The 25,068-nt window shown below is 49.6% G+C and carries 24 protein-coding genes and 2 tRNA genes; 19 read left to right on the forward strand and 7 right to left on the reverse strand.

The window, feature by feature from the left end:
* Positions 1-9 precede the first annotated feature (9 nt).
* Positions 10-1,095 carry an acyltransferase family protein gene (locus ACFPK9_RS02530; protein WP_377093025.1) on the forward strand — a complete coding sequence of 362 codons (1,086 nt, stop codon included), beginning with the start codon at positions 10-12 and terminating at the stop codon, positions 1,093-1,095.
* A 48-nt stretch (positions 1,096-1,143) separates the two neighbouring features.
* Positions 1,144-3,066 carry a fructose-bisphosphatase class III gene (locus tag ACFPK9_RS02535; protein WP_377093026.1) on the forward strand — a complete coding sequence of 641 codons (1,923 nt, stop codon included), beginning with the start codon at positions 1,144-1,146 and terminating at the stop codon, positions 3,064-3,066.
* A 3-nt stretch (positions 3,067-3,069) separates the two neighbouring features.
* Here the strand turns inward: ACFPK9_RS02535 and mnmE are convergent, their stop codons facing one another.
* From mnmE to ACFPK9_RS02555, 4 genes are all read right to left on the reverse strand, one after another.
* Positions 3,070-4,419 (reverse strand): tRNA uridine-5-carboxymethylaminomethyl(34) synthesis GTPase MnmE, encoded by a 1,350-nt coding sequence (mnmE, locus tag ACFPK9_RS02540; protein WP_377093027.1) that lies wholly within the window; start codon positions 4,417-4,419, stop codon positions 3,070-3,072.
* Positions 4,420-5,514, reverse strand: a complete 1,095-nt coding sequence (gene hisC / locus ACFPK9_RS02545) for a histidinol-phosphate transaminase (protein WP_377093028.1) — start codon at positions 5,512-5,514, stop codon at positions 4,420-4,422.
* Positions 5,515-5,579: 65 nt separating this feature from the next.
* Positions 5,580-6,161, reverse strand: a complete 582-nt coding sequence (locus tag ACFPK9_RS02550) for an SET domain-containing protein (RefSeq protein WP_377093029.1) — start codon at positions 6,159-6,161, stop codon at positions 5,580-5,582.
* Positions 6,162-6,176: 15 nt separating this feature from the next.
* Positions 6,177-6,791, reverse strand: a complete 615-nt coding sequence (locus tag ACFPK9_RS02555) for a hypothetical protein (protein ID WP_377093031.1) — start codon at positions 6,789-6,791, stop codon at positions 6,177-6,179.
* A gap of 158 nt (positions 6,792-6,949) precedes the next feature.
* On the opposite strand from ACFPK9_RS02555, the gene ACFPK9_RS02560 reads away from it, so the two are divergent.
* From ACFPK9_RS02560 to ACFPK9_RS02600, 9 genes are all read left to right on the forward strand, one after another.
* Positions 6,950-7,879, forward strand: coding sequence for a ParB/RepB/Spo0J family partition protein (locus tag ACFPK9_RS02560; RefSeq protein WP_377093032.1), 930 nt, complete (start codon positions 6,950-6,952; stop codon positions 7,877-7,879).
* A 17-nt stretch (positions 7,880-7,896) separates the two neighbouring features.
* Entirely contained in the window at positions 7,897-8,883 is a 987-nt protein-coding gene (locus tag ACFPK9_RS02565; RefSeq protein WP_377093033.1) for a M28 family peptidase, read from the forward strand.
* A gap of 127 nt (positions 8,884-9,010) precedes the next feature.
* Positions 9,011-9,086 (forward strand) — tRNA-Phe (locus ACFPK9_RS02570).
* Positions 9,087-9,105: 19 nt separating this feature from the next.
* Positions 9,106-9,181, forward strand: a tRNA-Phe gene (locus ACFPK9_RS02575).
* 130 nt (positions 9,182-9,311) lie between these two features.
* Positions 9,312-10,259: a tetratricopeptide repeat protein gene (locus ACFPK9_RS02580; RefSeq protein WP_377093034.1), complete on the forward strand. Its 948-nt coding sequence runs from the start codon at positions 9,312-9,314 to the stop codon at positions 10,257-10,259.
* 4 nt (positions 10,260-10,263) lie between these two features.
* Positions 10,264-10,770, forward strand: coding sequence for an LPS assembly lipoprotein LptE (lptE, locus tag ACFPK9_RS02585; RefSeq protein WP_377093036.1), 507 nt, complete (start codon positions 10,264-10,266; stop codon positions 10,768-10,770).
* Between the two features lie 2 nt (positions 10,771-10,772).
* A complete protein-coding gene (rsmI, locus tag ACFPK9_RS02590; protein WP_377093038.1) occupies positions 10,773-11,438 on the forward strand; it encodes a 16S rRNA (cytidine(1402)-2'-O)-methyltransferase in 666 nt (221 codons plus the stop codon).
* A 71-nt stretch (positions 11,439-11,509) separates the two neighbouring features.
* Positions 11,510-12,382, forward strand: a complete 873-nt coding sequence (locus ACFPK9_RS02595) for a sugar phosphate isomerase/epimerase family protein (protein ID WP_377093039.1) — start codon at positions 11,510-11,512, stop codon at positions 12,380-12,382.
* A gap of 6 nt (positions 12,383-12,388) precedes the next feature.
* Positions 12,389-13,210 carry an alpha/beta hydrolase gene (locus ACFPK9_RS02600; protein WP_377093040.1) on the forward strand — a complete coding sequence of 274 codons (822 nt, stop codon included), beginning with the start codon at positions 12,389-12,391 and terminating at the stop codon, positions 13,208-13,210.
* Here ACFPK9_RS02600 and ACFPK9_RS02605 read toward each other — a convergent pair.
* Positions 13,207-13,668: an RNA pyrophosphohydrolase gene (locus ACFPK9_RS02605; RefSeq protein WP_377093041.1), complete on the reverse strand. Its 462-nt coding sequence runs from the start codon at positions 13,666-13,668 to the stop codon at positions 13,207-13,209. The two genes, ACFPK9_RS02600 and ACFPK9_RS02605, sit on opposite strands and share 4 nt — an antisense overlap.
* 105 nt (positions 13,669-13,773) lie before the next feature.
* On the opposite strand from ACFPK9_RS02605, the gene ACFPK9_RS02610 reads away from it, so the two are divergent.
* Positions 13,774-14,292, forward strand: coding sequence for a hypothetical protein (locus tag ACFPK9_RS02610; RefSeq protein ID WP_377093043.1), 519 nt, complete (start codon positions 13,774-13,776; stop codon positions 14,290-14,292).
* A gap of 22 nt (positions 14,293-14,314) precedes the next feature.
* On the opposite strand, the gene dinB is transcribed toward ACFPK9_RS02610, so the two are convergent.
* The gene (gene dinB, locus ACFPK9_RS02615) at positions 14,315-15,370 is read right to left on the reverse strand and encodes a DNA polymerase IV (protein ID WP_465269267.1); all 1,056 of its coding nucleotides are present in this window, start codon (positions 15,368-15,370) and stop codon (positions 14,315-14,317) included.
* Between the two features lie 44 nt (positions 15,371-15,414).
* Here dinB and ACFPK9_RS02620 point away from each other — a divergent pair, with 44 nt between their 5' ends.
* The 7 genes from ACFPK9_RS02620 (at position 15,415) to ACFPK9_RS02650 (ending at position 23,717) form a co-directional block, all read left to right on the forward strand.
* A complete protein-coding gene (locus ACFPK9_RS02620) occupies positions 15,415-16,050 on the forward strand; it encodes a peptidylprolyl isomerase (protein WP_377093045.1) in 636 nt (211 codons plus the stop codon).
* Positions 16,051-16,222: 172 nt separating this feature from the next.
* Entirely contained in the window at positions 16,223-17,941 is a 1,719-nt protein-coding gene (locus ACFPK9_RS02625) for a NirA family protein (RefSeq protein ID WP_377093046.1), read from the forward strand.
* Positions 17,942-17,956: 15 nt separating this feature from the next.
* Entirely contained in the window at positions 17,957-19,654 is a 1,698-nt protein-coding gene (locus tag ACFPK9_RS02630) for a sulfite reductase subunit alpha (RefSeq protein WP_377093048.1), read from the forward strand.
* 200 nt (positions 19,655-19,854) lie between these two features.
* Positions 19,855-20,559, forward strand: coding sequence for a glycerol-3-phosphate 1-O-acyltransferase PlsY (gene plsY / locus ACFPK9_RS02635; RefSeq protein ID WP_377093050.1), 705 nt, complete (start codon positions 19,855-19,857; stop codon positions 20,557-20,559).
* A 2-nt stretch (positions 20,560-20,561) separates the two neighbouring features.
* The gene (locus tag ACFPK9_RS02640; protein WP_377093052.1) at positions 20,562-21,572 is read left to right on the forward strand and encodes an NAD(P)H-dependent glycerol-3-phosphate dehydrogenase; all 1,011 of its coding nucleotides are present in this window, start codon (positions 20,562-20,564) and stop codon (positions 21,570-21,572) included.
* A 77-nt stretch (positions 21,573-21,649) separates the two neighbouring features.
* Complete coding sequence (locus ACFPK9_RS02645; protein ID WP_377093053.1) at positions 21,650-22,651, forward strand: beta-ketoacyl-ACP synthase III; 1,002 nt, start codon at positions 21,650-21,652, stop codon at positions 22,649-22,651.
* Positions 22,652-22,910: 259 nt separating this feature from the next.
* Positions 22,911-23,717 carry a hypothetical protein gene (locus tag ACFPK9_RS02650; RefSeq protein ID WP_377093054.1) on the forward strand — a complete coding sequence of 269 codons (807 nt, stop codon included), beginning with the start codon at positions 22,911-22,913 and terminating at the stop codon, positions 23,715-23,717.
* Here ACFPK9_RS02650 and ACFPK9_RS02655 read toward each other — a convergent pair.
* Positions 23,714-25,054 (reverse strand): MipA/OmpV family protein, encoded by a 1,341-nt coding sequence (locus ACFPK9_RS02655; RefSeq protein WP_377093055.1) that lies wholly within the window; start codon positions 25,052-25,054, stop codon positions 23,714-23,716. The genes ACFPK9_RS02650 and ACFPK9_RS02655 overlap by 4 nt on opposite strands.
* Positions 25,055-25,068 lie beyond the last annotated feature (14 nt).

The following is a 25,068-nucleotide window of genomic DNA, read 5'->3' on the forward strand; positions in this document are numbered from 1 at the left end:
ACTTTAGCCATGATCCCTACCCCTAACAATCGTCGCCACGACCTCGATGCTTTACGAGCCTGCGCCATGTTGTTAGGAATAGCCCTCCATGCTTCCATCTCGTACAATGGTCTCGGCTGGGCCATTGCCGACACCACTTCCTCAAAAGCTTTCGTTTGGCTCTTCGATGCCGTCCACGGTTTCCGCATGCAGCTTTTCTTTCTCGTCAGCGGCTTCTTCACCGCCATGCTTTTCCAAAAACGTGGGCTCAAAGCGCTGCTCCAGCACCGCTTCAAACGGATCTTTCTCCCACTACTCATCTTCACCCCCATATTCTCAGCTCTCACTGAGTGGGTCTTAGCCATCTACTGGCATCAACAAGATAGCGCACATCAGGCATGGCAACATTTCACCTTCCACCACCTTTGGTTCCTCTGGTTTCTTTGCATCTTCGTCCTCCTTTTCGCCCTCGCAACAAGACTTCCAAAACTCAAACTGAAGGCCAGCTACATCCAGAGCCCCACTTGCCTCCTCTGGCTCCTTCCTCTCACCCTCATCCCCCAAAGCTTTTTTCAGAAAGCCTACCCGCTCATCGGCCCGGAATCTTCAGTCGGACTCATTCCACAGATTGAAGTTCTCAGCTACTACGCCATTTTTTACGCATTCGGAATCACCCTCTACTACGCAGGCGACTCACTTGTCTCTCGCCATTGGAAATGGAAACTCGCGATTGCGCTCTTCCTTCTTTTTCCAGCCTCCTACTACACTGAAAAACTCTCATTCTCATACGCCCCCCATTTCTCTCACCTCTCAGATCTACTCCAAGTCAGCTACACTTGGCTCATGGTCTTTGGCTGCTTGGGGTTGTTTCAACACTATTTTCAGCACCCTTCTGCAAAAATGCGCAACCTCTCAGACGCCTCCTACTGGCTCTACCTAGCACACCTACCACTCGTATTCGCACTCCAACTCCTCATTCTCGATTGGCCAATGCATTGTTCAGTTAAATTCCTCATCGTTACCATCGCCAGCTTCATCATTCTCCTAGCAAGCTACCACTACGCTATTCGCTACACTTGGATCGGCTCACTGCTCAATGGAAAGATGACAAAATAGTCCTAAGTTTCGACTACGCAAATTGTGCAAACTAGTTAACAATTGCGCATGGAGAAAATCATCCAACAAATTCTATCCAAAGCTTTCCCTTCCACCGAAGCTGCAGCCTACGAAATCGCAGCTCTCAAGGCACAACTCGAGCTCCCAAAACCAGCCATCCACGTCATTTCAGATGTCCACGGCGAGGCTCGTAAGCTCCGCCACGTAATCAACAATGCTTCTGGCCACTTACGCCCAGTTGTCGCTGAACTTTTTAAAGGAAATACAGAGTCCGAAGAGTTCCAAGAATTCCTCCACCTCCTCTACTACCCCACAGAACTTCTTCAGAAAAAAACCGAACAATTCGATGGTGACGACGAAGCACGCTACCAATGGGTTCTCACCACTGTTCAACGCCAGTTTTCCATCGTTCGTACCGAGATCCACTCGAAACGCCGAAAAGACATCAAGCACTACACCCCAAAACAGTTCCGTGAAATCTACGAACTCTTGCTCAACTTCCCCGCTGGCGGTCACAACGAACATTTCCTAACAGCTTCTATCAGAGAGCTTGTGAATCGCAAAATGGACTTCAATCTCCTGCAGTCAGCCTCTCGCTTCATCCGCAACATTGCCGTCGATGAACTCGTCGTAGCTGGCGACCTTGGCGATCGTGGATCTCGTATCGACAAAGTCATCGACTACCTCATGCGCCAATCAAAAGTCAGCATCGTGTGGGGCAACCACGATGTCATCTGGATGGGTGCCTGCCTTGGCCACCAAGCCCTCATCGCCATCGTGCTCCGCGTCTCCCTACGCTATCGCCGCATGTACCAGTTAGAAGAAGGCTACGGCATTCTCACCAACTCACTCGAGCTGCTCGCGCGCAATATCTACAATGACGACCCCGCTGAATTCTTCAAACCAAAACGCGGGGGCGAACGCCACGAAATCGACATCGCGCGCATGCAGAAAGCGATTTCCATCATCCAGTTCAAACTCGAAGGCCAAATGATCGAGCGCCACCCCGAGTGGGAAATGGACGACCGCAACATCCTCAAACGCATCGACTATGATAAAGGAACCGTCGATATCGAAGGCACCATCTATCCACTCCGAGACACCTATTTCCCAACCATCGATCCAGCTGACCCGAACAAACTCTCAGCCGAAGAGCAACACTGCATGGACCGACTCGCAGAATCTTTCATCTCCTCATCTAAACTCTGGCAACACATGAAATGGATCGTCGAGCGTGGATCCATGGCAGAAGTACGTGACACCGCATGCATCTTCCACGCCTGCCTCGCACTCGATGAAAACGCCAACTACCAACCACTCGAAATCGATGGTGTAGAACACCGAGGTACCGAACAATTTAATGCTTTCAACAAGGTCATTAGACGTTCATTCCGCAAAGGGCACAAAGCAGATCAAAACGATAAAGATTGGTTCTACTACCTCTGGGCTGGCCCTAAGTCACCACTCTTCGGTAAAGACAAAATGGCGACCTTTGAGACTTACTTCATTGAAGACAAAGCCTCCCATAAAGAAACCAAAAACCAATGGTACACCTCTATCCATGAGGCTGAATTCTGCGATAAAATCTGCCGTGAAATGGGAGTCCCTGAAAATGGATTAATCGTCAACGGTCACGTTCCAGTCAAAGTCGACAAAGGCGAAGACCCCGTCAAACGCGGAGGCAATGCCGTCACCATTGATGGCGCATTTTCAGAAGCCTACGGCGACCGTGGTTACACGCTTATTCTCTCTGAAAATGGCGAATACCTCGCCGAGCACCACGGCTTTAAAGATCCAAGATCAGCAGTAAGAACAGGCGAAGACATCATCCCCACCGTCCGAAAAATCCGCAGCTACGAATCCGTCCGCCTCAACAAAGACACCGAAAAAGGCAAAGCGATTCGCCAACAAATCAAAGCCCTCGATGACCTCATCGAAGCCTACGAAGACGGCGAAATCAACGAAGAGTAAAACCTACTTTCCAATACAAAAACTCCCGAAAATCTCTCCGAGAATTTCTTCAGTATCTACCCGGCCTGCGATTTCACCAATGGAATCAAGGGCCTCGCGGAGATCAATGGCCGCGAATTCAACTCCCGTCTGAAGCTCAAGCGCTTCGCGTGCATTGTTGAGTGCTACTGTGGCTTTTTTCAAACAATCTTGGTGGCGCGCATTAATCGCCATCGCATGGCCACCCCAAGTCGATTCACTCAACAAGAGCTCATCCGAAATCGCATCGGCTAATCCGTCCAAGCCATTTTCCTGCTGACACGAAATCCGTACCCCACCAGAACCAGCCCAGACATCATCCTGACCGAGGTCAGTTTTGTTGATGATGAGAATATGGTGCCGCCCTTGGATTTGCTCCTCATTCAACAAGCGTTTCCCCGCTTTACTGCCATCAACCACTTCCAAAATGAGATCGGCCATTTCAATCTGCTTTTCCGAACGAACAATCCCCTGTTGCTCGATCTGATCCGATGACTCGCGAACTCCCGCAGTATCAATCAAACGTACAGGTATCCCTTTCACATTGATCACCTCTTCCACAGTGTCACGCGTCGTCCCTTCGACATCAGAAACAATCGCACGCTCATAACCTAACAGGCCATTGAGTAATGACGACTTACCGACGTTCGGTTCACCACAAATAACAGTGCGCACACCTTCGCGCAAGATACGCCCTTGCTCAGCCGTCGATAGCATCTTCTTGATACCTTCCTGAACTTCGTCAACACGTTTCAACATCGCAGCCCCCGTATCGGGATCAATGTCTTCTTCTGGGAAATCAATATACGCTTCGACGTGAGCTACCACGCCTAACAAGTTTTCTCGCAGCGCTTCCGATTGGTCGCCTAACTTCCCTTGAAGCTGCTCGTGAGCTGCACGCATCGCCATATCGGTCTGTGCCGAAATGAGATCCATGATCGCCTCAGCCTGCGTCAGATCGAGCTTGCCATTTTCAAATGCTCTGTGGCTGAACTCGCCTGGTTCAGCAGAGCGCGCACCGCATTCTAACAAACGCTCTAATACCCGGCGTGTCACCAGCACACCACCGTGACATGCGAACTCCACGACATCCTCACCCGTAAAACTACGCGGCCCTTTAAATACAGTTGCCAGCACCTCATCGAGCACCACGCCATCGGCATTCAGCACTTTTCCTAACACCGCATACCGCTCAGGTTGGCTTTCTAAGCCACTCTTACAGCGAAATGCTTTGGCCGAAATCTGAATAGCCTCTGGACCACTCACCCGGATCAGTGAAACAGCACCCACGCCAGGGGCTGTCGCTACGGCAGCAACTGTATCTCCAATGTTCATCTATTGAGCGAGTACTTGGTCGAGAACTTCAATACAGCGTGCATTTTCTTCAGGAGTTCCAACAGAAATGCGCAACCAACCTGGCAGCTTGTATCCACGCATCGCACGAACAATCACACCCTGCTTCAGCATCGCATCAAAAACTTTATCGCCATCACCCACTTCAACGAGGATGAAATTAGCCACTGATGGCACATAGTTCATGCCACGCTCTTGAAACGCTGCTTCATAAAATGCCAGTCCTTCGCTATTATTAGAAACTGTATTCTCAACGTGAGCTGTATCTTCAAGTGATGCCAGTGCAGCTCGCTGAGCCACTTCGTTGGTGTTAAATGGCTGGCGTGCTTTCTGTAAAATAGCTGCCACCTGTGGAGCTGCGAGACCGTAGCCGATACGGAGACCTGCGAGACCATACGCTTTAGAGAAAGTGCGTAAGACCACGACGTTGCGCCCTTCACGGACATATTTTAAAGTATCTGGAGCGTCTTGGAGGAATTCAAAATAAGCTTCATCAAACACCACCACCACATGCTCTGGCACACGTGCCATGAATCGCTCAATTTCCTCCTCCCCAACGATCGTCCCCGTTGGATTGTTAGGATTCGCGATAAATACCAAGCGAGTCTTCTCAGTGATCGCGTCAGCCATCGCATCGAGGTCGTGCACAAAGTTTGGATCTGGAACCTCCACATAACCTGCACCAAAGAGAGTAGCCATCAGCTTATAAACCACAAATGCATGCTCAGCCGCTATCAACTCCGCATCTGGGTTGAGAAAACAATGGCAAAGCAGCTCGATAATTTCGTTCGAGCCATTTCCTAATACTACATTTTCTAAACCGAGGTCGTATTTTTCAGCAAGTGCAGAGCGTAATTTATAGCCACCACCATCTGGATAGATATGCATCTCACTCGCAGCATTGCGGATCGCATCGAGAGCCATCGGCGCTGGACCGAGCGGATTCTCGTTCGATGCCACTTTGACAATATTCTCAGGATCAAGACCTAGCTCGCGGGCTGTCTCAGTGATCGGTTTCCCTGGCTCGTAAGCTACGAGGTCACAAACAAATTGGTTAGCAAATTGCTGAATGCTCATGGCGCGAATCTAGCCCTGCGCCCACAACAAGCAAGACTAAGCTTGCCCTTTCAAATGAGTTTTCACTATGCACTCGCCTTCTTCTCAGCGAGGCGCTTTTTCAGCTCAGGCCATTGCTCCCGACTCACGATATACCCCACACAGTTTTCACTACCGCAACGACACGGATGATCTTCATAACATTCTATATCGAACCCATAGTCAAAAGTCAGCTCTTCCCCCTTTTTAATATCGCGAAGTGCATAAATAAAGATCTGATCTTCCTCGATCCACGCTTCACAATTCGGATCACAAGAATGGTTAATCAAACGCGCATCATTCCACGGTACATTTCCATCAATGTCCCATTTCTTATCCAGCGTGAAAATATAAACAGCGGCATCCCCAGTTTCTTCAGCAACAGCAGCCTGATCCCAAGCACGCTTCTCACTCTCGTCCTTGTCGATATATTCCCCTATGTACTCAATAATTTGGGTTTCATTCTCAATATCTTGCGTCGCATAAACGCCTCGTCCATGAATTTCAGAATTGCGAACTTCACAAACTTCACTCTGCCCACGCTCATACATTTCCTTCATTAAGCGAGTTAACCGCGCCATCTCAGTGAGATGATCATATCGCTTCGTTTGCTTCTTACCTTTAGACATGAGATCTCAAATAAATTATTTAACTTCGATGTCGCGCTTCTCTGGAAGTTCCAGGTTCTTTGGAAGCAAGGGAAATAAACTTCTTAAATCCACAACCCGAATCGTCGCACCATCAATAAATGTCCATTGCTCACTGCCTTCACGCGCCACCGCCACTTGAAAGCTTTCGCGCATGAAACTACGCTTAGGTTGACCTTCTAGCATGAAACTCATTTTCATCCGAGTGGGGACAAACACTAAAACTTCGTAATGTAAATCCGCTGAAGTAGTAATCTGTTTCACCCCATCCTTCATTTTCGGATGCACATGGTATGCCTTTTGCGGCTCCAAAGCTTCAAAAGAATCGATCGTGATTCCCATCTCCTGCATTTGCGCACCAGCATTATTAAATGCTTCTAACATCTTTTGCTCACTTCCTAAACGCTTCGCCTGACGCTCCCTCCAACGCGGGTACATGTGTTCGACGGCATAACTAAAATTGGACTTCAATACTTCATTCCCCAAGGACTGCACCGCCGCTTTCACCGTCTGTTTCGCTTGCAGCTCGAGTGCCACTTCACCCCCAGTCACCTCTTGAGCAGATAAAGAAGAGGCCAAACATGTCAGTAGAAAGAGAATGCGTTTAATCATAGATTTCGCCCATAGTGATCCAATCTTACAGGCCATTCGTCAAGCCCAGGTGCCCAGAACTCCCTATTTTATTTAGATTTCTAAAGCGTGTAGCTAATTGCCGATTTTTCAAAAACAGCTTTGCAATCCTACTCACACTTTATCTATGCTGCCAGCCCATGGCAAAAAAGGCACTAGGTAAAGGACTCGGAGCGCTGATCAATAAACAGGAATCGCCATCCCCGATTGCTCAGAAATCCGCTCCTCCGAAGACGAAGAAAGACTCAGAACCAGGCACCCACGAAGGTGATGTCCGCATGGTTGATATAGAGTCCATCGTCCCTTCCCCCCTCCAGCCACGTAAACAATTTACGGATAGTATGCTTGATGACTTGATGGATTCAATCAAGCAACACGGCATCATCCAGCCACTCATTGTCCGCAAGATCGGTAAAAAACTTGAGCTCATTGCTGGCGAGCGCCGCTGGCGAGCATCTAAACGACTCAATCTCAAAGACGTGCCGGTCATCATTCGTGAGGTCATCGATCGTGACGTGCTCGAAATGGCACTCATCGAGAACCTCCAGCGCGAGGACCTAAACCCGATCGAAGAAGCAGCCGGCTATGTCCGTCTCTCTAAAGAATTCGGCCTAAAACAGGACAAGATCGCCCAACGCGTCGGTAAATCCCGCGCCAGTGTTGCCAATGCGATGCGCCTTCTAGATCTACCAGAGGTCATCCAAAACTTTCTTGCTGACACGCTCATTTCTGTGGGCCACGCAAAAGCCATTCTTGCAATCAAAGACCCGCAAGCACAACTCGAGATTGCAGATCTCATTATTGCCAAAAAGCTCACCGTCCGCGCCGCTGAAAAGCTCGCTCAAGAGTTCAATAATCCAAAGGAAGACACGAAACCGAGCAAACCTGCCGTCTCAGAGGCTGATCTCAAAATCATCACTAAAGTCGAAGGTCAGCTCGCTAAAGATTTCGGAACAAAGGTTAACCTTCACCACACTGGCAAAAAGGGACGTATCGAAATTGAATACACGGGCAATGCCGACCTCAACCGCATACTAGAACTCCTCGGAGTCTCTATCGGCGAAATCTAAAAAAGTGAGTGTCGTTCATGAAATCCTCACTATTCCTCGGCTTTTTACTTCTCACAGCTGGGCTCACTTCCTGCGATAAAAAAGGCCCAAGCCCAGCCAGCTCGTCCCCCCAGCCAGCGCTTAGCCTAGGAGACCAATCTGCGGCACAATCCATCGCCAGCAGCGCCTATAAGCACACGGAAAAAATCCTTAGCTTCGGCCACCGCCAACCTGAATCCGTAGGTCTCACACGCAGCAAGCGCTACGTGATCGAGCAACTCAAGCAAGCGGGATGGATCAGCATTGAACAAAAATTCACTGCTAAAACCCCAAAAGGCCCCATGACCTTTTCCAACATCATTGCCCGTTACTCACCCGACGGAAATAATACAGTGTGGAGCCGACCTCCAAAAGCCGTCATCGGCGCCCATATCGATAGCAAGATACTTCCTAATTTCCTAGGAGCCGATGATGCAGCCTCCTGCGTCGCCACTAACATCGCCCTCGCCCAGTATTTCCAAACCAAGCATCCTGAAGTTGCACGTGAACTAGAACTGGTCTTCTTCGATGGAGAAGAAGCTGTAGGCGAGAACATGGTCTATGGAAAAGACGGCCTATATGGCAGCATGTACTACTCCCGCACAGTTCAAAAAGCGGTTGCCCAGCAATCTGTCCCCTACAAACAGAAACCAAAATTCGGCATCGTGCTCGATATGATTGGTCACAAGAACTTGGATATTAAAATCCCAGCGGACACCCCAAGAAGACTCAAAAAAAGTTACGATCAAGCAAGAAAGAAGCTCAAACTCGAAAAGCATTTTTCCCACTCTAATGGTTCCTTCCTAGACGACCACGTCCCAATGAACGAAATCGCACGCATCCCCACCATCGACCTCATTGGCGACTTTTCTTCCAATAAATGGTGGCACACATCGGGCGACAACCTCGATCTCATTTCCCCAAAAAGCCTAGAAATGAGCATTCACCTCACTCTAGAAATTCTGGCTGATCAAATTTCCCATTAAGCTAACAGCTTTAGCCAACACGACTCCTGCATTTCAGGAGTAAGAAATGCAAGAAATCGAACACTTTTATATTGTCAATCTCTCCAATCCCCCCTACACAACGCGCACCGCAACGCGGAACACAGATGGCCCATTAGCTCAGTTGGTAGAGCAACGGATTGAAAATCCGTGTGTCCTTGGTTCGAATCCGAGATGGGCCACCACCTGTGAAACCGTTATTATGGCCCATTAGCTCAGTTGGTAGAGCAACGGATTGAAAATCCGTGTGTCCTTGGTTCGAATCCGAGATGGGCCACCATTCACCCGATATCTGATAGAGCAGGTATCGGGTGAATTGCTTCATACCCCTACGTCATTTCTTCCCGGCAACGATACTGTCGCTAAAAATTCATAGTTGGCAATTCAAGCATAAGCGTTAGATTACTCCTATGCACAAAGCAGCAGCTCTTTCCTTTGCCTCTATTGCCATCATTTCAGGAGGCCTTATTTCATGCGGTAACAATACCGATCAAGTTCAAGTTGCCACTGGCTCAGTCGCTGCAGAAAGCGCAGCCAAGACCGCACAGTCCTACTCAAAAGCACGTGCTTATGAAGCTCAAGGACGCTCTAAAAAAGCCGCTAAACTCTACGACAAAATTGCCTCGGACTACCCGATGTCTAAAGAAGCGCCAGATTCCAGATTGCGCGAAGCTCAAATTTACTATGAAACTGGTGAACTCATCGACTCTTTCGAAAAATACCAACTCTTCATCGAGCACTACACCAATCATTCCAAATATTCTGAAGCTATCGAACGCCAAGCCGAAGTCGCCAATGCCGCCTCGACAGGCAAAATTAAAAATAACTTCCTCGGTCTGAAATCTGAAATTGCCCGCTCAAAGGTTGAAACCATGTTCACTCAGGTCAGGGATAATGCCCCTTACGGTAAAACTGCTCCTATCGCCCAGTTCAGAATCGGCGAAATGTGGCAAAACGACGAAGACTACAACAAAGCAATTCAAGCATACGAAGACCTCTACGTAAAATACCCTAAACACAGCTTGGCTCCTGAAGCCATGTATAGAGTCGGAGACCTCCTCTTGAAACAATCGCAAGACGGTAACCGCAACCGCGGAAACCTCGATACAGCGGAAACCACCTTTACCGACCTCACACTACTTTACCCAAATTCAAAACAAGCGAAACTCGCCAAGCAACAGCTCAAAAATATCGCCCAGTCTGATATCAGCCGCAGCTTCAGCATTGCCGAATTTTACGAGCAAAAGAATCAAGACAAAGCAGCTCTCTTCTACTACAACGAAGTCATCTCTAAGACAAAGCCTGGTTCTGAAATTTACACCCGTGCTCAACAAAGAATTAGTGCTCTAAAAAACTAAATCGATGCTACTTCGTTCCCTACTTCTTTCCGCCCTAACCATCGTCTTGACTGCATGTACTGGGTATCAACTCGGAGATGTCAAACCTAGCAAGCTGAGTGGCGTGCACAATGTCTCAGTTCCCCTCTTCAAAAATAAAACCCAAGAACAACGCTTAGCTCCACTCGTCACCAATAGCATCGTAGATGAAATCACCCGAGATGGATCCTACACAATCTCATCAGACACACTTGCCGATGCCACCCTCAATGGCACCATCGAAACTGTCGAATATCGAGAAAGACGATCCGACCGATTCGATTCACTCCGCGCCTCCGAAATGTACATGCGACTCATCGTACACTGGAAACTAGTCGATTCACAAAACACCGTGCTGATGTCTGGAAATGAAACTGGTGTTTCTTACTTCACCGTCGAGTCTAATCAACAACTCTCCCGAGACAACGCCTTCCCGGATGCTGCTAAAAATGCCGCTGAAAAGATCGTGCAAAGTATCTCTAGCGGATTCTAGCCATGGTCTCATTCGTCCCTACCCCAATCGGCAACCGCGGTGACATCACCCTGCGTGCCATCGAAGTCCTCAAAGAAGCAGATCTGATCACCTGCGAGGACACACGCCATTCTCGCCCCTTACTCGAGCATCTCGGCGTGGCAAAACCAGTCATCGCCCTGCACGATCACAATGAGGCGAGAAAAACTCCTGAGCTCGTAGAAAAAGCTCAGCAGGGCACCAACATCGCTGTCATCACAGACGCTGGCATGCCTGCTATTTCCGATCCAGGCTATCGCCTCATGCAGGCCTGTATTGAAAATGACTTGGACTATACCGTCCTCCCTGGGCCGTCCGCTGTCCTCACAGCCCTCGTCGGCTCAGGATTCCCAATTCACGCATTTTTCTTTGGCGGATTTCTCTCCGTCAAAAAAGGCAAACGCACCAAATCCCTACTCGCCGCAGCCGAGTCTGAGCACACCTCGATCTTTTTCGAATCACCACACCGCCTCCTCTCAACACTCGAAATTCTCAACAATGAGATTCCCGACCACCAGGTCTGTGTCGCCCGTGAACTCACAAAAAAATTCGAGACCTACCACAGAGGCTCATCTAAAGAACTTTTTGAACACTTTTCGGCCCACAAACCTAAGGGCGAAATCGTCATCCTTCTTGCGCCGAAGCCGTAAGTTGTTAGTTTCCTTGAATGCTTAGCTTCTCAACATGCTGGAACAATTCCAGACACCAGTGCGGTGAAGAAATGATCGACGAAATCGTCGAACTCGGATTCTCAAATATTGAGCTAAGCCACGGCATGATGATTACCAAGCTTCCAGGCATCATGGAGGCATACAAAAAAGGTAAATTTAACTGCGTCGGCGTCCACAACTACTTCCCATCACCGGTGGAAGTCATGATCGACGCTCCCGACGCCTACGAGTACACCTCTCACCGCCCCTTCGATCGGAAACGCGCACTCGAACTCACTTACAAAACGCTCGAAATGGCCAACCAATTCGAAGCCGATTACATGGTGCTACACATGGGCTCCGTTCCCATGAACCCTAAGCGCTGGACCAATAAACTCACCAATTGGGTAAAAGACGAAAAAGACTCAGAAAAACGCTACACCCGAGTCAAAGAACGCTTTATCAAAAAACGAGCAAAAGTCGGCCAACTATACTACACTCGCGCCATCGAAGCCCTAGAAGAGATCGCCGAAAAAGCCGCTGAAGCTGGAGTCAAACTCGCCGTCGAATCTCGCAGTCGCTACGAAGACATGCCCACCGAAACCGAAATGATCGCTCTCCAAGAGCATTTCAAAGACAATCCATGGGTCGGTTACTGGCACGATTTCGGCCACGTCCAACTCAAACACAACATCCACTTGTTAGAGCACAAAGAATGGCTAGAGAAAATGGCACCCTACTTGTTAGGCGGTCACATCCACGATGTCTACCACCCCGAGCGCGACCACCGAGTCCCACTCACCGGCGAAATCGACTTCCCAGAGCTTCTCAAATTCTTTAAACCAGAAATGCCTCACACATGGGAACTCAGCCCGACGCGTAAACCGGAACAAATCAGTGAAATGCTTGTAAAATGGAAGCAACTTTTTTCTGAAACACTCTAAGCCGCCATGGCCAATTGGAAAAAAATCGTCTTTGGCGAGCTCAGCTGGAAGCGTCTCGCGAAATCAATCATCTCAGTCTATACCATCATAATGGTGGTAGCCGTGGCATTCGGCGACCACTTTATTTTCGTTCCCCCGGAACCAAGCTACTCCGAAAAATCACCCAATATATCAACTCTGCCCCTCACTCACAGCGAGGTAACAATCGCAGTTCTCTACCTGCCCGCAAAAAAGGAAATGCCCACCCTGCTCTGGTCCCACGGTAATGCCGAAGACCTTGGCTACGCGCGACCACTACTCGACGCATTCCACTCAAAAGGCTTTGGCATCCTAGCCTACGACTACCCAGGTTACGGAATCAGCACCGGAGAAAGTAGTGACCTCTCGGTCTACGACTCGATTGACTCAGTCTTTCATTACGCACTCAACCATCTCAAGCTCCCTCAAAATAAAATTATCGCGGTGGGTCAGTCAGTTGGCTCTGGTCCAGCCTGCTACCTCGCAGAAAACAAAGACCTAGCAGGTCTCGCACTCATCACCCCACTCACTTCTGTCTACAGAGTCGCCTTCAAATACCCCATTTTCCCACGCGACCGCTTTCCTAATATTAAGCGCATGCCTCAAATTTCTGAGCCACTAATGATCATTCACGGTGACCAAGACGAGGTCATCCCTCAAACACATGGTAAAGCGCTCGCTCAAGCTTATGTAGGCACACCCATTTTTTACGACCTATCTGGCAAAGGTCACAATGACATCGCTGGAACTACCTATCAGGAAATAGATAGCTACATTCAACTCTTCGTTGATTTCTCAAAAGATCTCTAAGCAGGGACGATCTCGATCGCAAAAAAGTCGCGCATCACTTGGCGATACACTTCTAACTTGAAATCAGGGAGCCAGTCTTCGTCAAACTCCTCGGGTCTCACCCAGTCAAAATCACTAAACTCTGGGTTGTTAATCCCTATCTCGATCTCAGGAGCATCATGGTGCAGCTTACATAAAAAGTAAGTCTGTCTCTGGCCATCGTACTTTTTCTTATCGCGAACCTTTGCCGGATAAAGGTACCGATACTCGCCTTTTTGATCCACAATGTCGTAGTGCTTTGACTTTAAACCAACTTCCTCCCACACCTCACGGTGTAATGCCTCCACAGCGCTCTCACCTTTATCCACTCCGCCTTGCGGAAATTGCCAGGCGCGAGCATTGTTTTTGCGCTCACAGATTAAAATCTCTCCATCAGCATTAAGAATGATGGCTGCTACGTTTGGGCGGTATTTTGGCATTGCGGTACTCTGTTAAAATCATGCACCACTTGTAAACGATGATTTTTAAAGAAATCTGTAACCTTTGTTGCCCAAACTCGAAGTACTCTATACACCACCTTCATCATGAAAACGTCACTAGCTCTACTCAGCTGCGCTTCTCTCATCGCCAGCGCACCTTCACTCTTCGCTCAAGATAATAACAATAATCAAAATGTCACCGACAGCACATCGACCCCTCGCTTCTGGGAAGCCGAACTCCCTGGTGGTTCTTATATGGTAGCACTCTCCCGCATCTCCTCTATCAGCATGCACAGCTACACCGTTAAAGGCGCTGTAGTCCATGAAGTCGATGTCGAAACAATGGGCGCAGCACTCACCCGCTTCTATGCGCTCGAAGCACTCGGCGAGGGAGGCACAAGTACAGCTAAAAATATCGCCAACCGAGCTAGAGAAATCGCTGGCCAAGTCGGAGATAAAGCCGGCATCGATGCTGACACCACCGTCCATAAAGAATACCCCGTCACGACCCACGCCAAAACCATCGAATTCCGAGTCGTCGACAAAGCCGACCTCAGTGAAATCTACAAATCCCTCAGTAAATCATGGAAAGACAATCGTGGCCGGAAAATCACGATCAAATAGCCACCCAGCTCCTCGTATCTGATTAGAACATCTCTAACTGCTTTTCATCTTCCTCATCAGCCAGCCGCACCCCCACCCCGAGCAAGCGCACAGCCTTTCCCTCTCCACGCTCGACTCCCTCATAAAGTAACGACTCGGCTAAACTTGGATCGATTGCTTTCGTTGCCCGTTCAATTGTCGTCCTGCTAAAATCTGCAAATTTGAGCTTCACGACTAAACTCTTAATCTCTCTATCAGAATAACGCTCCTGATATGATTCCTCGACCTCGCCTAACAATCTTTTCATCGAAGGCACCAGCGACAAGCCCTCCCTTACATCTTCCGCAAATGTCGTCTCCTTAGAAATCGATTTCCGCACCCGATGTACTTTCACCTCTCTCTGATCAATTCCTCGACAAAGTTCATAGAGCTCGATCCCCCACCTGCCGTACCTCCGGCTCATCGTGATCTTATCCAGCTTCTGCATATCCCCACAGGTCGAAATACCGTGACGTGCAAGCTTTTCCTGCATCTTCTTTCCCACTCCCCACAGCTTGGACACAGGAAGCTGCTGCATAAATTCCTCCACTTGCTCTGCTTCCACCACATGCTGGCCATTCGGCTTTTCCAAATCACTAGCCACTTTTGCGATCAATTTATTCGGTGCAATTCCCGCCGAGGCAGTCAGCCCAGTTTCCTCATAAATCTGCATCCGTATCTCTCTCGCTATCGCCGCAGGCTCAGATTGCCAATGCGACACATCAAGATAGGCCTCATCTAACGAAAGCGGTTCGATCTTCTCAGTAAACCTTCCAAAAATAGCCCGAATCTGCGCTGCAACACCTCGATACACCTCAAACCTTACTGGCACCAATATCAACTGAGGGCACAGCTCAAGCGCCTTAAACCCTGGCATTGCCGAGCGCACTCCATATTTTCTCGCCTCATAGCTCGCGGTACAAAGCACTCCTCTTCGACCACTTCCTCCCACTCCAATCGCTTTTCCGCGGAGCTCCGGATAATCACGTTGCTCAATCGCAGCATAGAAACAATCCATGTCGATATGTATGATTTTCCGATTTGCTCCATCCTCCTGCATCGCGTGCTTGCAGCAAAGCGCAGGCTAAGCTATTTGTCCACTCGATGAAAAAAATAGCACTCTTACTCCTAACCACAGCTGTCTCCCTCTTTACTGCATGTGCCCAGCAGGAATCTAAAGCTCCTGAAAAAGACATCCGCATCGTCATCAAAACTGACAAGGGCGATATCGATGCCACTATCTTCGCCTCGAAAACTCCAGTCACTGCCGCGAACTTTCTTAATCTCGCAAAGCGCGGTTATTACAACGGTGTGAAATTCCACCGCGTGATCCCTAACTTCATGGTTCAAGGTGGCGACCCAACCGAAACTGGACGCGGCGGCCCAGGTTACCGTTTTGAAGACGAATTCGTCAGTGGCCTCAAGCACAGTAAACCAGGTATCCTCTCCATGGCTAATGCTGGACCAGGAACCAACGGCTCCCAGTTTTTCATCACCCACAAACCGACCCCACATCTCGACCGTCGTCACACTGTCTTCGGCGAAGTCACCAAAGGTCAAGATGTCGTCAACAGCATCACCGGCAAACTCTCTGGTCCAGGTTGGAAAACCGATGGTGTCGGCAGCAAAATCATCTCCATTGAAATCCTCGACTCCACTGATGAACTATTCAAAGCACAAGCTGATCGCATCGCTGGCTGGAACACCATCCTCGACGAGCGCTTCCCAGTGAAAAAATAAGTTTAAACAGTCCTTTCTTCCTTTTTAAAATCACCATGCTCCATTTTGTGAGTATGGTGATTTTTTTATCTCACCGCCCAAATTTAAATCATTAATTAAATTCATCAACCACTTGAACTCCATGAATAGCTCGTAGATGACACGGGCATGAAACGTGCTAATGGCTCTGGTGATGGCAGCATTCACACAAGAACAAAAAGAGTACTTGGCTTCGAGGATTCAGGAAACCTATCCATTCTTGGCCCAAAATGCGGTAGGACAGTTCACCAATGATCCAGAAGAAGCCGTCTACGGAACTCCAATCGATGAGCTCAGCAAAGAGGAACTCGTCAAATACAAGCAACACGGCCTTGATTGCTGGGACACCATGCTCACCAATGCAGCAAAAAACATCTTCCCGAATGAAGATGATATGTTCCGTTATAAGTTCTACGGCATGTTCCATGTCAAACCCACTCAAGACTCCTTCATGCTTCGCTGCCGCATTCCTGGTGGTATCCTCAATTCTTTCCAATTTAAAGGACTCGCTGAAATCGCCGCCGACTGGGGCGGGAATTACACCGACATCACCACTCGCGGTAACATGCAGATCCGAGAAATCATGCCGAAAAATGTGGTGAACGTCCTCCAAAAACTCACTGACATCGGCCTCACCTCACGTGGTGCCGGTGCAGACAATGTGCGCAATGTCACAGCCACCCCCACTTCAGGATTCGACCCACAAGAACTTATCGACGTTGCGCCTCTCGCCAAGGCCATGCACCACTACATTCTCAACGACCGAGAACTCTACGGCCTTCCGAGAAAGTTTAATATCAGCTTCGATAGCGGCGGTCAGGTCTCTACCTGCGCTGACACCAATGACATCGGCTTCTACGCCATCCGTGCTGGCGCGGCTGCAGATGTCGAACCCGGCGTCTACTTCCGCGTCCAACTCTGCGGAATCACAGGTCACAAGCAGCTCGCTAGCGATTGTGGCCTCTTGGTGCATCCCGATGAAGCGGTCGCTGTCGCAGCTGCTATCCTCCGCGTATTCCTCGAACACGGCGACCGATCCAACCGCAAACGCGCGAGAATGAAATACCTCATCGATGACTGGGGGCACGGAAAATTCCTTGAGCACGTACAGGAAAAACTCGCTTTCGACCTACGCTTCGTCCCGCTAGAAAATTGTGAACCAATGCCCAAGAAAAACCGTCAGGGACACTTCGGCATTCATCCACAAAAGCAACAAGGCCTGAGCTACGTCGGCGTAGTCACTCCAGTCGGTCGCATGCTCCCTGAGCAAATGCACCAACTCGCAGCGCTCACTAATAGATTCGGCTCTGGCAACATGCGCCTCACAGCTTGGCAAAACCTCATCATCCCAGATATCCGCAACGAAGACATCCCCTCCTTCATCGCTCAGCTCAAAATCATTGGCTTCAATCACACCACCAGCAATGTCGCCGGAGGTCTCGTCGCCTGCACCGGTAATGTCGGTTGTAAATTTGCCGCTGCCAACACTAAAGCACACTCGCGCATTCTCACCGAGTACATCGAGCAACACCTCGAACTCGACACCCCGCTCAACATTCACCTAACTGGCTGCCCACACAGCTGCGCCCAACACTACGTCGGAGACATCGGCCTCCAAGGCGCTCAATGTAAAGTCGATGGCAAAAGCGTCGAAGGCTACCACATTGTCCTCGGTGGTGGTGTCGACGACAATGGAGCCATCGCACAAGACGTTTTCCAAGCCGTCCCATTCAGTGAAATCCCCGACCTCGTCGTCCAAATGCTCAAAACCTATTTAGCCAAACGCCAAGACAACGAAGACTTCGCCCACTTCACCCGCAGGCACGACACCGATCAGCTCCGCTCACTCTTTAAGCGCGAAATCGCAGCCTAACTCTTTCTTACACCGATGAAAAATATCATTCTTCCAGAAGACGCCCCATTCTCACCCGAGCAACGCGAGTGGCTCAATGGTTACCTCTCCGCCCTCTTAAGCCCCTACGCCGGCGAAGCCCCAACAAACGGACTCCCTATCTCCATCGCTTGGGGCTCGCAAACCGGAACCTCAGAAACTCTCGCCAAAAAATTCGCAAAACTTGCCAAGAAATCCGGCCTCACTCCAAGCATCATCAACCTCGCTGACCTCGATCAAAGTAAACTCCTCGAACTTGAACACCTCATCATCATCACCTCCACCTACGGAGAAGGTGAGCCACCAGACAATGCACAACAGTTCTATGAGTTCGTCCATAGTGACAAAGCTCCTAAACTTGAAAACCTTAAATACTCCGTGCTCTCGCTCGGTGATTCTTCCTACCCAGACTTCTGTAAATGCGGAATCGACTTCGACCTGCGCCTCAGCCAACTCGGAGCTCAACCACTCATCCCACGCGTCGACATGGATGTCGATTTCGATGACGACTACGCGCAATGGTCCAACGACCTGCTTGCCATCCTCGGCAGCGCAAGTGCTACTTCTGACGACGATGAAGAAGAAACTGGCTACACTAAGAAAAACCCTTTCACCGCGAACATCTTAAAATCCTACAACCTGAATGGAGAAGACAGTCAGCGTGAAACCACTCACGTAGAAATTTCACTCAAAGACTCCGACATCACTTACGAAGCTGGCGATGCCCTCGGCGTCTACCCGATCAATGACTCTGAGCTCGTCAGTGACATCATCGCCGCACTCGGCTTCAGCCCAGATACTGACATTTCAGGAAAAACTCTCAGCCAAACTCTGACTGAAGACTACGAAATTAGAAATATTTCTCCACCACTCGTCAAGGCATGGGCCGAATCCTCAGCTAGCGAGTCACTCGTCGCTCTCGTTTCTTCCGATGACCGCGCGCCACTAAATGACTACCTCTGGGGACGCGAAATCATCGATCTTATCAAGGAACACCCGATCGACTTCACCAATGCGAACGACTTCCTAAAAATGCTCAAGCCGCTCGCCGCTCGCCTCTACTCCATCGCATCCAGCCCAAAGGCACATGCCGATGAAGTCCACCTCACCGTTGGCGCCGTCACTTATGACTCGCTCGGCCGCAAACGCAAAGGTGTCTGTTCCACCTATTTCTCAGAGCGCTACGAACTCGCTAAACCACGCGTCTTCGTCCACGCCAACAAAGCTTTCCGCCCACCATCTGACGCCTCTGCTCCCATGATCATGGTTGGCCCGGGAACAGGAATCGCTCCATTCCGCGCCTTCCTCGAAGAACGTGAAGCCACCCAAGCCGACGGCAAAAACTGGCTCTTCTTCGGCAATCCACACGCCTCCATCGATTTCCTCTACCAAGACCAACTCTCGCAACTTCAAAAAGACGGATATCTCCACCAACTATGCACCGCATTCTCTCGCGACCAAGAAACCAAAGTCTACGTCCAAGACCGCATGATCGAACATGGTGAAGAACTCTGGAAATGGATCAATAACAACGGCCACTTCTACGTCTGCGGTGACGCCTCACGCATGGCGAAAGATGTCGACGAAGCACTCCTCCACGTCATCGAAACCCACGGCGAAATGACTCCAGAAGCCGCAGCCGAATACGTCAAACAAATGAAAGCCGACAAACGCTACTGCCGCGACGTCTATTAATATGACGAAACAATTCCCCCACTCATCCATTGCGCCTTGCGTCATCTCCGACTTAGGGCGCATTTTTTCTATCTAGTCATCCCACTAACGAACCAATTAAATAACATCCTGAGTCTCCACTAACAAAAAAATGCCTGAATACTGAAATCTCGAAGAATTTCGCATGACATTTGCTTTTGCTCTCCTAAACTCCAGCCCGTATGCCCATCTGGATACCACCCATAATCGCTTTTTTTCTCGGCTCCATCCCCTTCGGGCTACTGATCGCTAAATCTCAAGGAATTAACATCCGTGAGCACGGATCTGGCAACATAGGCGCCACCAATGTGCTGCGTGTCGTCGGTAAAAAATTTGGCATCACTTGCTTTGTACTCGATTTCATCAAAGGCCTCATCCCCGCTCTCATCGGCATTTCTCTCATCCAATACTTCGGACAGAGCCTGAGCATGACTATCCATGCCCTCTCTGGCCTCGCCACCACTCTTCCTGAAGATCAACGCGCCACAGCTCAAACACTGCAGCTCATCACCGGACTCTGCGCCATCCTCGGCCACAACTACTCACCTTGGGTTGGCTTTAAAGGCGGTAAAGGCATCGCCACTTCTGCTGGGGTCTTCTGCGCCTTCGCCCCATTCGCCATCCCCATTCTGATTCTAGTATGGTGCGCCTTTTTCTTCACCACACGCTACGTATCAGTAGCCAGCATTACCGCCTCCGCCGCTCTCCCACTCACCGTTCTCTGGGGCTCTTGGTACCATGGGAAAATTGCCAACGGCACTTGGAATAAACCGCTCTTCTTCTTTTCCCTCTTCATCGGAGCCATGGCCATTTGGAAACACCGTTCTAACATTCAGAAACTTCTGAACGGCACCGAAAACCGTTTCACTCCCAAAAAGAAATCTTAATTATGCAGTTTGAAAAATCACAAAACGCTGTTGTTTTCGGAGCTGGATCGTGGGGCACCGCTCTTGCGATGGTTCTGGCGGAGCATTTCAACAAGGTCACCCTCGTTGGCAGATGCGAAGATCAATGCGCGGAAATTAACGGACTGCATACGAATGCGAACTACCTTCCACTCGTCACCCTACCTGACAATATTGTCGGCTCTACCGACTACTCTGACGCACTAGACGCTAGCCTCATTTTATTTGTCCTACCCACTTCCGCTACCCGCGAAGCCGCTCAAGAACTCGCAGATACAGGAATCCCTTCCTCCATTCCCATTGTTTCTTGTTCCAAGGGCATCGAACGCGGAACCGGAAGTCGCATGAGCGAAATCATCGAAGAGCTCCTTCCCGAGAACCCAATCGCTGTGCACTCCGGCCCGACTCACGCAGAAGAAGTCTCCGCCCACCTCGCTTCATGCGCAGTCGTTGGCTCAACTCATTTAGCACTCGCCGCAGCTCTACAACAAGTATTTACCACTTCCTACTTCCGCACCTACACCAGCGACGATGTCGCCGGCATCGAACTCGGTGGAGCACTCAAAAATGTCTTCGCAATCGCAGCTGGCATCATCTCAGGAATCGGCCTAGGCGACAATGCCATCGCCGCAATGGTCACTCGCGGACTCGCCGAAATGACCCGCCTCGGCATTGCTCTCGGTGGTCGTCCAGAGACCTTCACTGGACTCTCCGGCGTCGGCGACCTCATGGTCACTTGCTATTCTCCACACTCACGTAACAACCGTGTCGGTCTCGCACTCGGCAGCGGCGAAACTCTAGAAGAAGTTACCGCGCGCTTGGGCATGGTTGCCGAAGGAGTTCCAAATACTCAATCGATCTACGAAGCAGCCCGAAAACACGACATCGAAACACCCATCATCGACGCCGTCTACCAAGTCCTCTACCAAGAAAAGCCCGCCAAAGAAGCTCTTGGTGAACTGCTTACGCGCGACTTAAAACCTGAAGTCGACTAAACAGCTCTATATTAACTCTCATTTACACAAGATTAGTCAGTTGACCCCGCTGATTTTCACGTCTATCACCAATAGCGATGAGCGAAAATGCATCTCAATATCCTGTAATGATTGCCGGCACCGGCAGCTATGTCCCGGAAAAGGTCATGACCAATGCCGATCTCGAAAAATTCGTCGATACTACAGATGAATGGATCACCAGCCGCACAGGAATCAAAGAACGTCGTATCGCTGCAGACGATGAATTCACTTCTCACCTAGCAACCAATGCTGCGAGAAAAGCACTCGAGCAATCTGGTATCAATGCTGCCGACCTTCAGCTCATCATCGTCGCTACTATTTCTCCTGACACCATCACGCCAGCAACTGCGTGTTATGTGCAACACAACTTAGGCGCCACCGGCGCAATAGCATTCGATATCTCAGCCGCTTGCTCAGGCTTCCTCTATGCCATGAAGATAGCGAAGCGCATGATTTCTGATGGCGCTTACGAAAATGCTCTGATCATTGGCGCTGAAAAACTTTCCTCCTTCGTCAACTGGGAAGACCGTAATACCTGCGTCCTCTTCGGTGACGGTGCAGGCGCAGCAGTACTTCGCAGATCCCAAGAAGGTGAAGGTCGCATCCTAGCCACCGAAATGGGCACCGACGGCGCTCAAACAGGCATTCTCAACATTCCAGGGGGAGGCTCAGCTTGCCCAACAACTCCTGAAAATGCAGCCGAGAAACTCGCTGCACTTCAAATGTCTGGCCGTGAAGTTTTCAAGCTCGCTGTCAACGCCATGAAAAAGGCGTCTGAAAAAGTCATCGAACGTGCAAACCTCACTCCCGATGACATCAAATTAGTCATCCCCCACCAGGCAAACCTGCGCATCATCGATGCCATCGCCGACCGCCTCGCAGTGCCTAATGAAAAAGTTTTCGTCAACCTCGACAAATACGGCAATACTTCTGCAGCAGCCGTAGCTATCGCGCTCGATGAAGCCCACCGCTCTGGCCGATTTGAACGTGGCGATAAAATCGTCCTCGTCGTCTTCGGTGCTGGTCTCACTTGGGCCGCCTCCGCTATCGAGTGGTAATACCATTTGTGTGGATAAATTGTCGGAATGGCGATGTTAATTTGGCCTTCATCTCAAGGCATGACGAAGGAATGTAGCAGGCTACATGACTGAGGAAAAACGCAGAAATGAAGCCGAAGCAATGCCGCTCTTGATTGTAATCAGCTCCACTTACTAGTCATATCAAACTCATCAAAATCATCCATTCCGACAATATAGCCGGGAGAATGGTATAAATCCTCTATTGCCAACACGCTCTAATCTCAGCATGGTACCGTCTATGCTGAGATTTTTTATGCTCCCATTGCTGGCCAGTTATTGCTGCGCAGAAATGGTCTACGTGCCTCACCGCTCAGCAAGCGCGGTAGACCAAACTCCCATCCACGAAAATGCCTGTGGTCCCGTCAGCTGGATCAACTCCTACCGCTTTAGCTCAGAAAACTGGCGAGCCATCACCTGCAGCCTCACTGGCTCAGACCAACAACAATTTGATTACCTCACCAAAAAGCACGCCTTTCAGTTCTCCAAGTACGCCTATTTACAAAGACGATGGAATGAAAATCACGGTATTCAGCCACGCGACTTGCTAGACGCCTGCAATGACTTCCATAAAGTTACCAAACTCCCACAACTCAACCTCGTCAGCCTCTTTCTTCAACCTAACGAAAGCTACCAACAACTACTAATAAGAACACAAACTGAAATGCTCAGTTCCCTCTCAAATGGTTTCCCTCCTATGCTCTACCTCACACGCTTTGAAAAACGTACTTCTTCCTCTGGTGGCCACCGCTGGACTATTCAGACCAGCCACTATGTCACCCTCTATGCAGTCGATGACAGTCCACCCGAAGAGACTCTCACTTTTAAATACATCGACCCAGTGGGAGCTCGCATTTGCAGCGGCTCAGTCAATGTCCCTGACAAAGAATTCTATGCAATCGATGTCAGCAATCTCACTGGCAAAGGTTATCTAAAAAACCCGAGCCTCGTTGCGAAATGCCCCGAGACTCAGATCGGTTCGCCGCATCAAAAGAGCGAACTCGTATTAGCGTTGATGCTCGTAGCTAACGACGAGCCAGAACTTTAAAAGTCTCCGTGCCACTGCAAGTAGACTGAGAGGAAGTTCACCCCCCCTGATAGGTCGCCAAATGCGGAGGAAGTACCATAAATGCCAGAACGGTGGTGAATGCCTGTACCCAACCACAGGCCATCTAAATCTCCATTGTTAAACACATCACCAATATTTAGATCCAGGCTCACATCGAGGTAGTTCAGCAACTGGCTTCTCTCATCGCCATCTTCTTCAAGTTCATTGTATTCGTAGTACGTCAAAGAATCCGCATAAGAAATACCTTCAGCGAGACCGAGTCGTAGTCTCCACGGAGTAGGAAATGTGTAGTAAGCCTTAAACGCGAGAACGAATTCAAATGAACTGTCCTGCACATCTGATGAGTAATTGTAAACTACACCTGGAGTCAGATACACCTGCCACGGAGCTCCAAACAAAGTATCAGAAAGCGGAAGCCCATAAAAAATAGACGTCATCATCACATCTGCCCCATCATCCGTTTCAAAATTTCCTAAAGGAATTTCTTGGAAGTCAGAAGCGGTGCCGAATCCCTGCGAAATTCTCCAATATGGCTTAGCTTTGAGATCTGACATGTGGTCTCTCTCTTCTTGGAAAAGTCCTAAGCCTACATACGCTTCCCACTCGAAATCGTCTTCTACCAATGGACTTGCTCCAGCTTCGCTACCGATCCAACCACCTTCGAGGCGGCCTTCAATAAACAAATCACTCCAAACGCGACGGCGAGCTTTCAAACGAGCACGAGCCTCCAGACTTGCATCAAGATCATATTGCTCCAGGCCGTAGTAGCGCGTGTTATAATCAGAACCAGTTGCCCGAAGTTCCAGCTCTGGGAAAAGTCTCCAAAGCCCCTTGCGGTAGTCGCCAGCCCAACGCACTTGTCCCTGAACATTGCCGTGCTGGTCGCTGAGAGCTTCTACTTGGATTTGTGAGTTTTCATCCAACTTCCAAAAAGCCTGCACACCCATGTCTGCACCACCCCCAGAAATTCCTGAATCATACTCCTCTGGAATATCGTAAAAACGGTAACGCGCGATCGCATTCAAACCGAGCTTCTCACCTTCCCAAAGTTTTAAACCACCATAGTCACCACGTAAAAAGAAGTGATCCCCTTCATAGTAAAAGAGAGGGAAAATGTCATAATTCCCTTTGTCATCGGCTTTAAATGGGAGCTGTGCATAACGCATCCCCATCAAAACTCCCCATTCAGGAATCGGGTCGGTCTCAATCTCAACTGGAACTTTTGAGTCTAACTGCTCAGTAGAGAGCTCTTTATCTCCTGCACAGAGAAACTGAGCGGCAGATAGAAATGTAAGTGTGTAGGCGCTGATTTTCACGAGCCGTGACCTAA

The organism is Rubritalea spongiae, from assembly GCF_042652385.1.
GTDB classification, from domain to species: Bacteria; Verrucomicrobiota; Verrucomicrobiia; order Verrucomicrobiales; family Akkermansiaceae; genus Rubritalea; species Rubritalea spongiae.